The organism is Pseudomonas sp. S150 (assembly GCF_004526365.1).
Taxonomy (GTDB): domain Bacteria; phylum Pseudomonadota; class Gammaproteobacteria; order Pseudomonadales; family Pseudomonadaceae; genus Aquipseudomonas; species Aquipseudomonas putida_A.
Map to the genome: position 1 here is coordinate 3,716,180 of NZ_CP038207.1, position 13,212 is coordinate 3,729,391.

General features: G+C 58.3%; 12 protein-coding genes. 7 read left to right on the forward strand and 5 right to left on the reverse strand.

Annotated features, from left to right (window positions below; translation table 11 throughout):
- The first annotated feature begins 130 nt into the window (after positions 1 to 130).
- From E3Z29_RS17010 to E3Z29_RS17020, 3 genes are all read left to right on the forward strand, one after another.
- Positions 131 to 2,320, forward strand: a complete 2,190-nt coding sequence (locus E3Z29_RS17010; RefSeq protein WP_134786400.1) for an ATP-binding protein — start codon at positions 131 to 133, stop codon at positions 2,318 to 2,320.
- Between the two features lie 59 nt (positions 2,321 to 2,379).
- A complete protein-coding gene (locus tag E3Z29_RS17015; RefSeq protein ID WP_027611782.1) occupies positions 2,380 to 2,823 on the forward strand; it encodes a TspO/MBR family protein in 444 nt (147 codons plus the stop codon).
- A gap of 206 nt (positions 2,824 to 3,029) precedes the next feature.
- Entirely contained in the window at positions 3,030 to 5,435 is a 2,406-nt protein-coding gene (locus tag E3Z29_RS17020) for a glucose/quinate/shikimate family membrane-bound PQQ-dependent dehydrogenase (protein WP_134786401.1), read from the forward strand.
- On the opposite strand, the gene E3Z29_RS29675 is transcribed toward E3Z29_RS17020, so the two are convergent.
- Positions 5,420 to 5,542, reverse strand: coding sequence for a hypothetical protein (locus tag E3Z29_RS29675; protein WP_256662010.1), 123 nt, complete (start codon positions 5,540 to 5,542; stop codon positions 5,420 to 5,422). The genes E3Z29_RS17020 and E3Z29_RS29675 overlap by 16 nt on opposite strands.
- On the opposite strand from E3Z29_RS29675, the gene E3Z29_RS17025 reads away from it, so the two are divergent.
- Both E3Z29_RS17025 and E3Z29_RS17030 read left to right on the forward strand, forming a co-directional pair.
- Positions 5,541 to 6,827 (forward strand): carbohydrate porin, encoded by a 1,287-nt coding sequence (locus tag E3Z29_RS17025; RefSeq protein WP_134786402.1) that lies wholly within the window; start codon positions 5,541 to 5,543, stop codon positions 6,825 to 6,827. The genes E3Z29_RS29675 and E3Z29_RS17025 overlap by 2 nt on opposite strands.
- Before the next feature lie 164 nt (positions 6,828 to 6,991).
- Entirely contained in the window at positions 6,992 to 7,894 is a 903-nt protein-coding gene (locus E3Z29_RS17030; RefSeq protein WP_007967141.1) for a bestrophin family protein, read from the forward strand.
- Positions 7,895 to 7,944: 50 nt separating this feature from the next.
- Here the strand turns inward: E3Z29_RS17030 and E3Z29_RS17035 are convergent, their stop codons facing one another.
- Positions 7,945 to 8,187 carry a hypothetical protein gene (locus E3Z29_RS17035; protein ID WP_103367089.1) on the reverse strand — a complete coding sequence of 81 codons (243 nt, stop codon included), beginning with the start codon at positions 8,185 to 8,187 and terminating at the stop codon, positions 7,945 to 7,947.
- A gap of 294 nt (positions 8,188 to 8,481) precedes the next feature.
- Here E3Z29_RS17035 and E3Z29_RS17040 point away from each other — a divergent pair, with 294 nt between their 5' ends.
- On the forward strand, positions 8,482 to 8,751 hold the full coding sequence (locus E3Z29_RS17040) for a hypothetical protein (RefSeq protein WP_134786403.1): 270 nt from the start codon (positions 8,482 to 8,484) through the stop codon (positions 8,749 to 8,751).
- Between the two features lie 81 nt (positions 8,752 to 8,832).
- On the opposite strand, the gene E3Z29_RS17045 is transcribed toward E3Z29_RS17040, so the two are convergent.
- Positions 8,833 to 9,504, reverse strand: a complete 672-nt coding sequence (locus E3Z29_RS17045; RefSeq protein ID WP_134786404.1) for a lipopolysaccharide kinase InaA family protein — start codon at positions 9,502 to 9,504, stop codon at positions 8,833 to 8,835.
- Positions 9,505 to 9,959: 455 nt separating this feature from the next.
- Between E3Z29_RS17045 and E3Z29_RS17050 the strand changes: the two genes are divergently transcribed.
- Positions 9,960 to 11,009 carry a 3-oxoacyl-[acyl-carrier-protein] synthase III C-terminal domain-containing protein gene (locus E3Z29_RS17050; RefSeq protein WP_134786405.1) on the forward strand — a complete coding sequence of 350 codons (1,050 nt, stop codon included), beginning with the start codon at positions 9,960 to 9,962 and terminating at the stop codon, positions 11,007 to 11,009.
- 92 nt (positions 11,010 to 11,101) lie between these two features.
- On the opposite strand, the gene E3Z29_RS17055 is transcribed toward E3Z29_RS17050, so the two are convergent.
- Both E3Z29_RS17055 and E3Z29_RS17060 read right to left on the reverse strand, forming a co-directional pair.
- Positions 11,102 to 12,169 (reverse strand): alkene reductase, encoded by a 1,068-nt coding sequence (locus E3Z29_RS17055; protein WP_134786406.1) that lies wholly within the window; start codon positions 12,167 to 12,169, stop codon positions 11,102 to 11,104.
- 576 nt (positions 12,170 to 12,745) lie between these two features.
- On the reverse strand, positions 12,746 to 13,129 hold the full coding sequence (locus tag E3Z29_RS17060; protein WP_027611764.1) for a helix-turn-helix domain-containing protein: 384 nt from the start codon (positions 13,127 to 13,129) through the stop codon (positions 12,746 to 12,748).
- Positions 13,130 to 13,212: the final 83 nt, after the last annotated feature.

The following is a 13,212-nucleotide window of genomic DNA, read 5'->3' on the forward strand; positions in this document are numbered from 1 at the left end:
ACTTAAGCACAGCGCGCCCGGTCAACGGATGATTGGCGCTCGAGTCCACTGCGAGCGCGACGTTCACTGCTCGCGTTGTGCCTACGCGCTCTATGAAGCCAGCCCCTGAACATTCAATAAAGCAGGTCACATGGATACCCTTGAACACCTTAGTCGCGAAGCGCTTGAGTCAGAGGTAAGGCGATTGCGCGCGGCGCTTCAGAGCACCCTGGTCGACACGCAGGACGTTGACCTCGATCGCGACATGGCGGCGCAACTGCAAGCCAGTCGGGATGCGCTCGCCCGCAGCGAGGCACGCTTCATCACCATTCTGGAAACCATCGAATCGGCGTTCGCCATCGTCAAGGTCAAATTCGACGCTGACGATAAACCCGTCGATTACTACTTCGTCGAAGCCAACCCGGCGTTCGAACACCAGTGCGGGGTCAACCTGCGCGGCAAATGGGTGACCGAGTTCGCGCCCAATCTGGAAAGCTTCTGGTTCGAAACCTATGGCCACGTGGCCAAGACCGGAGAGCCGGCGAACTTCGAAAATTACGCCAACACCTTCGAACGCTGGTTCGACGTGCGCGCGGTACGGGTCGGCGATCCTGCCGACCGGCAGATCGCGATCCTGTTCAACGACGTCACCCAGCGGCGCGACGCCGAAGAGCGCTTGCGAGCCAGTGAAGCGCTGGCGCGGGAGAACGTCGAGCGTGTGCAACTGGCGCTTGCCGCCGGTGCGATCATCGGCACCTGGCACTGGGACCTGCTCACCGACCGCTTTGCCGTGGACGAAGCATTCGCCCGGGTGTTTGACCTCGACCCGGCGCTGGGCCGCGAAGGGCTCAGCCTCGAACAAGTCATGGTGACCGTGCATCCCGAAGACCAGGATGGCCTGACCACCGCGATCAACGAAGCCATCGGCCGTGGTGGCGCCTACTCCCACCAGTACCGTGTGCGCCGCACAGACGGCAAATATCAGTGGATCGAGGCCAACGGCCGTGTTGAGTGTGCCGATGATGGAACGCCGCTGCGCTTTCCCGGCGTGCTGATCGATGTCGAGGAACGGCGCAATGTCGAAGCGGAGCGCGACCGCGCCATCGCCGCGTTGCGCGCGCTCAATGATACGCTGGAGCAGCGCGTGTCATCGCGCACTTCAGAGCTGATGCAAGCCGAAGAGAAACTGCGTCAGTCGCAGAAAATGGAAGCCGTCGGCCAACTGACCGGGGGCCTGGCGCATGACTTCAACAATTTGCTGGCCGGCATTTCCGGCGCGCTGGAGTTGATGGGCGCGCGCATCAGCCAGGGCCGGCTGAATGAGGTCGACAAGTACATGGTGACCGCCCAGGGCGCAGTCAAGCGAGCCGCCGCCCTGACCCACCGTCTGCTGGCGTTCTCCAGACGCCAGACCCTCGATCCGCGGCCGACCGACGTCAACACGCTGATGACCGGCATGACCGAACTGATCCAGCGTACGGTCGGCCCCAGCATCGTTCTGGAAACCCGCGGCGCGCCGGGGCTCTGGCCAACGCTGGTAGATGCCAGCCAGTTGGAGAACGCCCTGCTCAACCTCTGCATCAACGCGCGCGATGCGATGCCGGATGGCGGGCGCATCACCATCGAAACGGCCAACCGTGCGCTGGACTGCGAGACGGCGCGCACCCTGGACATGCCCGAGGGCGAATACCTGTGCCTGTGCGTGACCGATACCGGCACCGGCATGACCGCCGATGTCATCGCCAAAGCCTTCGACCCGTTCTTCACCACCAAACCGCTGGGCCAGGGCACGGGGTTGGGGTTGTCGATGATCTACGGTTTCGCCAAGCAGTCCGGTGGCCAGGTGCGCGTGCATTCGCAGGTCGGTCAGGGCACCGAGATGTGCATTTATCTGCCGCGCTACCATGGCGAGCCCGTGCCGAATCAGGATCACAAGGACAACACGCCGGCAGCCTTGCCCAAGTCTGGCGAGACGATTCTGGTGGTGGACGACGAGCCTACGGTGCGTGCGCTGCTGACTGACGTGCTCGGCGATCTCGGCTACACCTTGATAGAGGCCGCTGACAGTGTGGTCGGGCTGAAGATGTTGCGCTCGGACATACACATCGACTTGCTGATCACCGACGTCGGCTTGCCGGGCGGCATGAACGGTCGGCAACTGGCCGATGCCGGCCGGGAAATCCGCCAGAATCTGAAGACCCTGTTCATTACCGGGTACGCAGAAAACGCGGTGATTGGCGCCGGTCAATTGGGCCCGGACATGCAGGTGCTGACCAAGCCGTTTGCCGTCGACACGCTGGTGGCGCGGGTCAGCGACCTGATGGCGATGAAATCCAAATGAGCGACCGTTGCGGCGCTGAAATCCCAGAGAGAGTGGCTGCGGCCAAGGAGTGATAAATGGTGACGTTTCTGATTTTTCTGATCGCGTGCGGCGCTGCGGCGACTACCGGGGTGATTTTCAAACCCGGGCCATGGTACGAAGGGCTCAATAAACCCGGATTTACTCCACCCAATTGGGCGTTTCCGGTGGCCTGGACAATAATCTATCTATTGCTGGCCTGGGCCGGTTATCGCTTGAGCCTGATTCCTGGCAGTCAGACAGTACTGGCGCTATGGGCCGCGCAGATTGCCTTGAACACGTTGTGGACGCCGGTGTTCTTCGGCGCGCATCAGGTGGCCGCCGCCATGGTGATTCTGCTGCTGTTGTGGCTGGTGGTCGCGGTGATGGTGTTTATGGCGTTGCGCCTGGATTTGATCACCGGGTTGATCCTGTTTCCGTATCTGGCCTGGCTGTGTGTAGCGGCGGCGTTGAATTTTTCGATTCTGCGCAATAACCGTGGTTGATGACGGCAGCTGTCATAACTCCCATTTTTTCTGACAAAAAGGCGCTTTTTCAGGCATTCAAAATATCTTTCCAGGCCCTTGAAAGCGCAGGTCCCCGCTCAGGACGGGGATTTCGCAATGAACAACAGTTCATTACTGAATTAGTGATTTAACTAGGTAGTTACCTATCTATATAATGCACGCCTCATTTCAACGGGACATTCAACGTGAAGCAGAGTCAACGCCTCTCGGGCATATCAAAATTCATTCTGGTCGGGCTGGGGGTGATCATCGCCCTGCTCGGCCTGGCACTTGCGGCTGGCGGAGTGAAGCTGGTCAGCCTGGGAGGGTCGTGGTACTTCCTCGTGGGCGGTCTGGTGATGGCCGTTTCCGGTCTGCTGATCGCTCGCTTCAAGACGGCCGGCGCCTGGCTGTTTGCAGCGTTTCTGGTGGGGACAGCGATCTGGGCGGTGAGCGATGCCGGGCTGGTGTTCTGGCCGGTGTTTTCGCGTCTGTTCATGTTCAGCGCCGTGGGTCTGGCGGTGACGCTGGTCTATCCGCTGCTCAAGCGTGCCAACGGTGGTGTTCCGGGTCGTGGCGCTTACGCCGTTGCCGCTGTCCTGGCCGTGGGACTGGCGGTGGCTGCCGGCAATATGTTCGTCGCGCATCCGACCGTCGCTGCCACCGGCACTGGCCCAGGCCTGACCCCGGTTGAGCCAGACAAGGCGCAAAAAGACTGGGCGCACTACGGCAATACCGAGGGCGGCAGCCGCTTTGCTGCGCTGGACCAGATCAACCGCAACAACGTCGACAAGCTGAAAGTAGCGTGGACCTACCACACCGGTGACGTCGCCGAGAGCGATGGCAACGGTGCCGAAGACCAGCTCACTCCGCTGCAGATCGGCAACAAGGTGTTCATCTGCACCCCGCACAACAACCTGATCGCGCTGGATGCCGACACCGGCAAAGAGCTGTGGAAGAACGCGATCAACGCCAAATCCAAAGTCTGGCAGCGTTGCCGTGGCATGGCCTATTTCGATGCGACCAAAAGCATCGCTCAGCCAAGCAATTCGAGCATCATCGAAGCCAAACCGGCGCCGGCCGCCAATTGCCAGCGCCGTCTGCTGACCAACACCATCGACGCCCGCCTGATCGCGGTCGATGCCGACACCGGCGAGTTCTGCCAGGGCTTCGGCAACAACGGCCAGGTTGATCTGAAGGCCGGTCTCGGTGACGTACCGGACAGCTACTACCAGCTCTCCTCCGCTCCGCTGATGGCCGGCACCACTGTGGTGGTCGGCGGTCGCGTAGCCGATAACGTGCAAACCGACATGCCGGGCGGCGTGATCCGTGGTTTCGACGTAATCACCGGCGCCATGCGCTGGGCCTTCGACCCGGGCAACCCGCAGGACAAAAAGGCCCCGGCCGACGGCAGCACGTATGTGCGCAGCACGCCGAACAGCTGGGCGCCGATGTCCTACGATCCGGCAACCAACACCGTGTTCCTGCCAATGGGCAGCTCGTCCACCGACATCTATGGTGTCGAGCGCAGCAAACTCGATCACACCTACGGCGCCTCGATCCTCGCGCTGGACGCCACCACCGGTGATGAACGCTGGGTGTTCCAGACCGTGCACAACGATCTCTGGGACTTCGACCTGCCGATGCAGCCGAGCCTGATCGACTTCACCAAGGACGGCAAAAGCGTTCCGGCGCTGGTCATCGGCACCAAGGCCGGGCAGATCTACGTGCTCGATCGTGCCACCGGCAAACCGTTGACCGAGGTTAAAGAAGTCCCGGTCAAAGCCGCGAACATCCCGAACGAACCGTACTCGCCAACCCAGCCAAAATCGGTGGGCATGCCGCAGATCGGTGCCCAGCATCTGACTGAGTCGGACATGTGGGGCGCCACCCCGTACGACCAGTTGCTGTGCCGGATTGATTTCAAATCGATGCGTTACGACGGCCTGTACACCGCGCCCGGTACCGATAAATCCCTGAGCTTCCCGGGTTCCCTGGGCGGCATGAACTGGGGCAGCATCTCCACTGACCCGGTGCACGGTTTCATCTTCGTCAACGACATGCGCCTGGGTTTGTGGATTCAGATGATCCCGTCGCAGAACAAGGCTCAAGCTTCCTCCGGTGGCGAAGCGTTGAACACCGGTATGGGCGCGGTACCGCTCAAAGGCACGCCTTACGCGGTCAACAAAAACCGCTTCCTGTCGGTGGCCGGCATTCCGTGCCAGGCTCCGCCGTTCGGCACTCTGACCGCCATTGATATGAAGACCCAGAAAGTCGCGTGGCAGGTTCCGGTCGGCACCGTTGAAGACACAGGTCCCTTGGGCATTCGCATGCACCTGCCGATCAAGATCGGTCTGCCAACCCTCGGCGGCACCCTGTCGACCCAAGGTGGCCTGATCTTTATCGCCGGCACCCAGGACTTCTACCTGCGCGCCTTCAACAGCGCCAATGGCGAAGAAGTGTGGAAAGCGCGTCTGCCGGTTGGCAGTCAGGGCGGCCCGATGACCTTCGTTTCGCCGAAGACCGGCAAGCAGTACATCGTCGTCACCGCTGGTGGTGCACGTCAGTCGACCGATCGCGGCGACTACGTGATGGCTTACGCCTTGCCGTAAACCGCAGCGCCCGTGTTGAACACGGGCGCTTTCTTTTTGCGCGCGGCACCTGAGGGTGCCGCGCCGCTTTCCGATATCGCTACAGCTTTGAGCAGGAAGATCTCCATGTTTGGTTTTACTCGTAACGGCTGGGTCAACGGCGTGTTGTTGGGCCTGACCTGCACCACCCTGCCCGCCTTCGCCGATACCGATTCGAACCTGTTGACCCGCAACACCCTGACCGGTGACTGGGGTGGCCTGCGCCACCAGATGGACGAAGACGGCATCAAGTTCACCGGCGATTACACCGGCGAAATGGCTTACAACGCCGACGGCGGCCTGCACCGCTCCGGTCGTTATTCGCAGAACATCAAGCTCGGCGCGCAGTTCGACCTGAGCAAGCTGTATGGCGTAGAGAACGCCGGCAAGGTTCAGCTGACCATCAACGACCGCCGCGGCAACAGCGCCTCCGAAGATCTGGTTGGCAACCGTCTGCCGATCCAGGAAAACTACGGCGGCCTCTACACCCGCCTGACCGAACTGAGCTATGAGCGCAGTCTGTTCACCCCGGCGCTCAACGTGAAGCTGGGTTACATGGCCATGGGCAACGACCTCGGCGGCCTCGACAGCGGCATTCTGTGCAACTTCATGAACGCCGGTTTCTGCGGCCATCCGCTGAACATGTCCGGCGGCAGTGGCTGGACCAACTACCCCAACGCGCACCTGGGCGTGCGGGTGAAATACGACTTGTCGCCATCGTGGCAACTGCGCGTGGCCGCGTTCAACGTCGATCCGGAAAGCAACGGCAACTCCAGCCGCGCCTGGCATCTGGGCCCGAAACACACCACCGGCACCGTGGTGCCGATCGAACTGGTGTACAAGCACGCGGGCCAATTGCCTGGCGAATACAAGCTCGGTTACTACTACGACAGCTCCGACGTGAAACGCATTGGCAGCGACAAAGAAGTCTCCGGCCGTGGCGGTCACTACCTGCTGATCGATCAGGCCGTATGGAGTTCGCCAACGTCCGAGGGCCGCAGCCTGCATGCGTTCGGCCAATACTCGGCGGCCAGCGAAGCGGCTTCGCCATTCAGCAAGTGGTACGGCACCGGTCTGGTGCTGTACAAACCGTTCGAAGGTCGCCCGCGTGACACCATCGCTCTGGGCTACGGCCGCGCCGTGCCTAACTCGCGCAGCCGCGACGTGCAACAGGACGCTGCCATGGCCAATGGCACGCAGTTCCCGAACCTGGACAGTGGCGAGCAGTTGATCGAACTCGGCTACGGCTATCAGGCCACGCCGTGGCTGACGCTGCGCCCGAACATGCAATACATCATCGAACCGGGCGCGTTTTCCGGTCAGGACATCGACAATGCGTTGGTGTTTGGCTTGCAGGTGAAAGCTTCGCTCTGACTTCTGGCAGAACTGCAGGCAATAAAAAACCCGGCGTAATGACCGGGTTTTTTATTGCCTGAAAATTGTCGTAACCAAGAAGCTCACTCGACACCGAACCTTTACCCCCGAACCAGCGTCGGAGCTAGGGCGTTAACGCTTACCGCTCGCCACGAGGTTTCCGTTTGAAAGCAGCCATCGTCAAAAAATACCGTTTGATCATCAAGACCATGGGCTACGTGGGCTGGTCGCTGTTCTGGCTATTGCTTTGGGACATCGCCGTCACCGTCGACTTCATGTTGTTCCTCAACGCCAAGATCAACCTGCCGCTGATGCCGTTGACATTGCTCGGTTCTGCTCTGGTGGTGCTGATCAGTTTCCGCAACAGCAGCGCCTACAACCGTTGGTGGGAAGCGCGCACGCTGTGGGGCATGATGATCAACAGCTCGCGCAGCTTTGCCCGGCAGGTGCTGACGCTGCTGGATGATCCCGATAACGAAGTGAACCCGGTGAAGGCGACGCTGTTGCGCCGGCATGTGGCGTACGTCAACTGCCTCGCCGCGCATCTGCAGGGTCAGCCTTGCCCGGAAGAAGTCCGCGCGTTCATCCCGGCGGATGAATTCGCCCGCAGCGGCACCACCAACAACTTTGCCAACGACATCCTCACCGGTTCCGCGGCGTTGCTCGCTCGGGAATACAAGGCCGGGCGCCTGGACAGCATTCGGCTGGCACGGCTGGAATCGACCATGGTCGATCTGTCCAACAGCCAGGGCGGGATGGAGCGAATTGCCAACACACCGCTGCCCTACCCCTATGTGTATTTTCCGCGCCTGTTTATCTCGCTGTTCTGCCTGATTGTGCCGGTGGGGCTGGTGGAATCGCTGGGTTGGTTCACCCCGCTGGCCTCGACGGTGGTGGGCTTCATGCTGCTGGCCATCGAACGCATCGGTACTGACCTGCAAAGCCCGTTTCGCCATAGCGAGCACCAAATCCAGATGGAAGCCCTGTGCGAAACCATCGAGAAAAACCTGCAGTCGATGCAGCGTGATTCGCTGGGGGACGCACGCAGGGTTGAAGAAACGGCTTGAAGAGCGATCTGAGGGATGCCAGGGCGTAAAGCCCTGGCGAGTCGCAGGTATTACTTCTTCTTTTTCGCCGGCTTGTCAGCCTTCTTAGCATCCTTGGCCTTTTCCGGCTTGCTATCGGCTTTTTTCGCAGACTTTTTCGGTTCGGCGTCTTTCTTCTTGTCTTTCTTGTCGGAGGACTTGGAAAGCGCCGAAGCTGCCGCTGATTTCTTTTCCGGCGAAGACTTTTTGTCTTTCAAGTCCTTGCTGGCTTTCGAAGCGTCGTCTTTTTTGCTTTTCTTCTCGTCTTTAGCCACGTTGACCACCTCTCGGAATGTGCCGGTATTGGCACCGGGCCTGTGCGAATGAACACAAGCTGATCGTTAGGCGTGGGCGTTCGGGCGGGGTTCAGATTATTTGACTCTGATCCAGCGCCCATGGCGAAGACCGGCCGTTCAACAAGTTGTCAATAGCGCAGTTGTGCGACTGTTCCATAGATAGCGCAGTGGTAGGCTTTTCTGGCGTGACATTACGCGAATGCCCGATCTGTTCAGAAGGCAGGTCGGGGCCTATGTATAAGCCCGCTGTCAGCTAACTGAAAGGATTCGAACATGAAAAAGTCCATGACTACTCTGGCCATCGCGGCGACGCTCGCTCTCGCCGCAACGGCCACAAACGCTGCCCTCCATCCAACCACCATCACTGCTCCACAGACGGTCAAGCAGGCGACCGCCTCGATTGACACACCTTTCTCAACCCAGCGAAAAGCCGGAGAAATCCAGACGGCCAGCCTGGCCAGAAGTTGCTCTGATGAGCGCTATTCCTGGTGGGAATTCAGTGGCTGGGAAATAATCGCCTGCCTCGGAAGCGGTCAGTGGTAATTATTCACAGGAGTCTGGTGCGTGACTTATGTGCTGAGCACGCACCACAGCCTGTTCTAACCAATGGCTTTGCACACCTGCTTACAGGGTTCTACCACTGGCCTGCTCATAGCTCGAAAGGAAATGCCGCCACTGCGATTCATCCCAGAAAGAATGCCGTCTGAGTTGAGGAATGTCGTGACGCGCCGCGCCCATTGCCGTAGCACGACCGCGAGATTTCTCCAGGTCAAGCAGCGCCAGTTCGAAATCGAAGTCTGTGTCGGTAATCGACGCCTTGATAAAGATGTGTTTGGAGCGCATGCAACCGTGCTGCCATTTGCCCGAGTGCATCCGCGCCAGCATTTGCGCCAAACGTTCAAGAAGTCGCAGATGTTGCTCTGTGGTCAACAGGCTTGCAGCGCCCTGGCTATACCAGGTATCCAGATCGATGAAGCCGCCCAGGTCTTTGGTAACCAAGACCCCCTGCCATACGCCGTCGACTTTTCTCGCGCCATAAAATACCGGTCTTGGCGCATTCACGCCCAGCTCTTCGAGTCTTGAAAGGGCAACGCCTTCACGCAGTGCGGTGGGTCGGCCAGTGGGGTAACGGAAACTGCGGAACAAATGGCCGGTCTGGCGCTTTACGAAAAACGTCTTGTCACCTTGAACGATCAACTGGACACCGCTGGTGCCGCTGCGGCGCACATTCGGCGGTTCCACCCACGACCCAGAAGTACCCCACCAGAAATCAAACTCATCGCGTGCCCTGCCCATTGTGTGCTCCATTTATTGTAGAAATCGTTTCGTGCGACGTTTGCATGAAGGTCGCAACAGCAGCTCAGTCTGTTGGTGGACGTTAATAGTTCCCTCGGTTTTCGAGGATTTTAGGGCCAGCTTGGGGCTTTTACGCAACCACGTGACGAAAATTGGCTATTGAGGGGTGTTTATCCCTTCAGGTGTGTCCTTTTCGCCGATAGCCGACGACATCAAACACAGATGCCAACCGCGTCGCGAGGGTCCGCCCGACTGTTTTTTCGATTAACTGGAAAGCCGTTAAATTGACCCAGGTCATGATTCAATTCGATTGAGGCAAATAACGAGCAACGTCCTTGATCCGCATTTTCTTTGTGCTAAAAGTATTGCCGCCAGCGGCTCCTTACAGGGATGAGTAAGGGTTTGCTCATCCGCAGCCATTGCCCACGGATGCATACTTTCAACAAGGAAGTCATATGAAAATAGTTGGGCTGTCCGGGATTCTCCCGTCACGCATTATCAGCAATCAAGACGTTATAAACCTGGTTGAGGAACACTCTAAAGATACCTTCCAGGAAGACTTGCCAAAAACATTGAAGACCATCAGCAAGTTGCTTGAAAAAAGCGGCAGCGGCACGCGCCACTGGCTGGGCGCCGACGAAACGCCGATGCAACTGATGGAGACTGCATTCAACTCCGCGCTCGCCCAGGCCAATATCGACAAGACCGACCTGGATCTGTTGATCTATCCGAACGTTACGCGAGGCTTCATCGAGCCGGCCAACAGTACGTTCATCGCCAAGGCGCTGGGCCTGAGCTGCAGAAACTTCGATGTGGTGGACGCCTGCAATGGCTGGGTGACTGCCATGGATGTCATCAACAGTAAGATGCAGGCCGGCGAGATTCGCTACGCGGCGATCGTCAATATGGAATTTGGCATGTCTGCTGGCGGGCCGGTCATGCCCAAGAACTTCTCTTTACAGTCGTCGGCGGAACTGGCTTACAAGTTTCCGAGTTTTACCATTGGCGAAGCCGTCACGGTCACCATCCTCAGTCATGAGGCCCCCGGCAACTTCAAGTTCTCGTACATCAACCGGCCGGACTTGAGTGACTTGTCGACCATTTCCCTGCCGGACTGGAAACTGTTCTGCAATGAGGAGGATATTCCCCGTATTGCACCGACCGGCGGGCAATATCAATTCAACTCCTACGCGGCAGCCTTGCATGAAGATGGCCGCAATGAAGCGATAAAAGTCTTCAATCTGCAAAACATCTCTGCAGCAGATGTTCATAAAGTGTTTATTCATACCGGTTCGCCAAAGATGTGGGAGCACATTGGGCAACTGATCGGTATTGATCACAAGCTGCACCACGTCGGGCATAAGACCGGCAACATCATTACCGCGTCCATCCCCTACGGCATCTTCGATGCGATGAGTCGGGGCGAAGCCGAGAAAGACCAGTTTTGCATGGGTTGGGCAGGCAGTGGCGGGATGGTCTTCTCTGCGTTGTCATTTACTCTGTAAAGCCTGAAGCAACTTGCCGTCGTGAGGCGGCAAGTTGCTCGTCCATGATCAAACTGTTGGTCGGTACCAAAACGAAAATCGCGCTTCGATCTCTAGGCCAACGGCGGGTAGTCGGTATAGCCCTCTTCCGAACCACTGTAAAAAGTGGAGGCATCCGCAGTAGCCAGCGGCGCATCAAGGAAGAAGCGTTCCGGCAGATCAGGGTTGCTGATGAACAGCGTGCCAAATGTGACTGCATCGGCCAGACCGGTTTGCAGGGCCTGTTCCGCGGACTTCCGGTCATAACCAACATTCAACACGAAAATTCCTGAGAACCGCTTGCGAGCCCCGGGCGCCAAGGGTTTCGCGCCTTCCGGCAGAGTCCCAGGTTCCATGAAATGCAGAATTCCAACGTTTCTCTTTTCCAGCGCTTCTACCGCGTACATGTAGGTCTGCTCGAGATTGGAGTCGCCCATGTCATTGTACGGAATGCGCGGCGACAGCCTGACCGAGATACGGGCCGGTCCGAAGACTCTGATCGCAGCGTCCGTGGCTTCAAGCAAGAACCTCGCCCGCTTCTCAATGGTACCGCCGTACTCGTCGGTGCGTTTGTTTGAGCCGTCTTCCAGAAACTGCGCGGGCAGATAACCATTGGCACCGTGTATCTCTACACCATCAAAGCCCGCATCTTTCGCGGCCTGTGCAGCTTTTTCGTAGTCCGCAATGGTGGACTTGATTTCATCAATGGTCAGTTCGCGTGGGGTCACCGAGGGTTTGATGCCTTCTGGCGTGAACGCCTGGCTATTGAAGGGGACTGACGATGGCGCGACCGGGAGTTCTCCTCCATGAAAATCAGGATGAGATGCTCTACCGGTGTGCCAAAGCTGGGCGAAAATGAGGCCGCCGGCTTCATGAACTGCCTGAGTTACCTTCTTCCAGCCCGCAATCTGTTCAGGCGTATAGATCCCTGGGGTATTCGTCCAGCCGACGGCCTGGGCGCTGATCTGGGTGCCTTCGGTAAAAATAAGGCCCGCCGAGGCACGCTGTGCGTAATAGGTCGCAGTCAATTCGTTGGCCACCTGATCCTTGGATCGACCTCTTGTCATCGGCGCCATGAACACCCGATTTCTGAAAGTGAGCTCTTCGTTGTTCAAGGGGGTTAGAAGCTTAAAATTTCCCATACTTTCCTCAGAATAAATTTTATTGAATGTCCGCCCGTGCCTAACGATTTCTCAAGTGCGGCTCGACCAAAGAAATGCTTCTGTTGGATGCTCGATTGGCTGGCTGCAAGCCGCCGGCAAGAGTGGCGAACGAAGGGTCCGGTTCGGACCGCTTCCCTCAAATGAGGACAGTCGACAAGGTATCAATAATAAACCTGGCGTCAATTAGGCACCGTTCGTACACCTGGTAGGTCTGAGGATACCTACCGTCAGGAAATGGTCGGCGGCGTAGGGGCTGGCGAGCCGTATACAGGGGCCTCGCGCGCAAGAGCAGGACGCTCTGCGTTCATGATCGAACGGCCTGAGCAATCGATGTGAAGGTTCGTTTGAAGCAGGTATCGAGATTGATTGCCCGCGGTTGAAAGGCAAAAACCAGCGCACTGCCAACAACAAAAGTGTTGGCAGAGTTTCATGCTTACATGATCGCGCTGGTTCGATTGAGATCTTCGGTGTTTTTCAAGCCATCGGATGACAAGTTCCGAAGCGCAGCATGGGCGGCCGACAACGCGTTCAAGTAATCCAGTGAAGCAACCTTCCCTACGTACTTGTTGGTCCGATTGCAGCGGCGTCGAACTTCTGCCGGGCAGCATCAACCTCCGGCAACTTGGCGAGCGTCCATTCATGCAGTGCTCGAAAAGGTTGTTGCAGCGTGCGGCCCAGCGGCGTGATTTGGTACTGCACCGCGACTGGCGAAAGCGAAATCACCTCGCGCGATACCAGGCCGTTGCGCTCCAGCCGGCGCAGACATTGCGTGAGCGCTTTTTGGGTGACGCCTTGCAGGCGACGACGGATCGCGTTGAAGCGTTGCGGACCGTCATCAAGCACGGCTAATACCATCATCGACCATTTATCAGCGATCTGCTCGAATAAAGCCCGGCTAGGGCAGTCGGACGAGAAGCACAGCGGTTCGAGTTCAAGCATGGCGGTTTCCTTCTGTATACCCAGGCGCTCTAAGGCGCGAGATTGACGCCAAGTTTACTGGATATACCGAGCCTGAGAACGCT

Bases quoted from the DNA above. Each gene is read 5' to 3' on its own strand.
- E3Z29_RS17010 (WP_134786400.1), top strand. From the start codon at position 131: ATGGATACCCTTGAACACCTTAGTCGCGAAGCGCTTGAGTCAGAGGTA.
- E3Z29_RS17025 (WP_134786402.1), top strand. From the start codon at position 5,541: ATGTTTGGTTTTACTCGTAACGGCTGGGTCAACGGCGTGTTGTTGGGC.
- E3Z29_RS29675 (WP_256662010.1), bottom strand. From the start codon at position 5,542: ATGGAGATCTTCCTGCTCAAAGCTGTAGCGATATCGGAAAGCGGCGCG.
- E3Z29_RS17040 (WP_134786403.1), top strand. From the start codon at position 8,482: ATGAAAAAGTCCATGACTACTCTGGCCATCGCGGCGACGCTCGCTCTC.
- E3Z29_RS17045 (WP_134786404.1), bottom strand. From the start codon at position 9,504: ATGGGCAGGGCACGCGATGAGTTTGATTTCTGGTGGGGTACTTCTGGG.
- E3Z29_RS17050 (WP_134786405.1), top strand. From the start codon at position 9,960: ATGAAAATAGTTGGGCTGTCCGGGATTCTCCCGTCACGCATTATCAGC.
- E3Z29_RS17055 (WP_134786406.1), bottom strand. From the start codon at position 12,169: ATGGGAAATTTTAAGCTTCTAACCCCCTTGAACAACGAAGAGCTCACT.
- E3Z29_RS17060 (WP_027611764.1), bottom strand. From the start codon at position 13,129: ATGCTTGAACTCGAACCGCTGTGCTTCTCGTCCGACTGCCCTAGCCGG.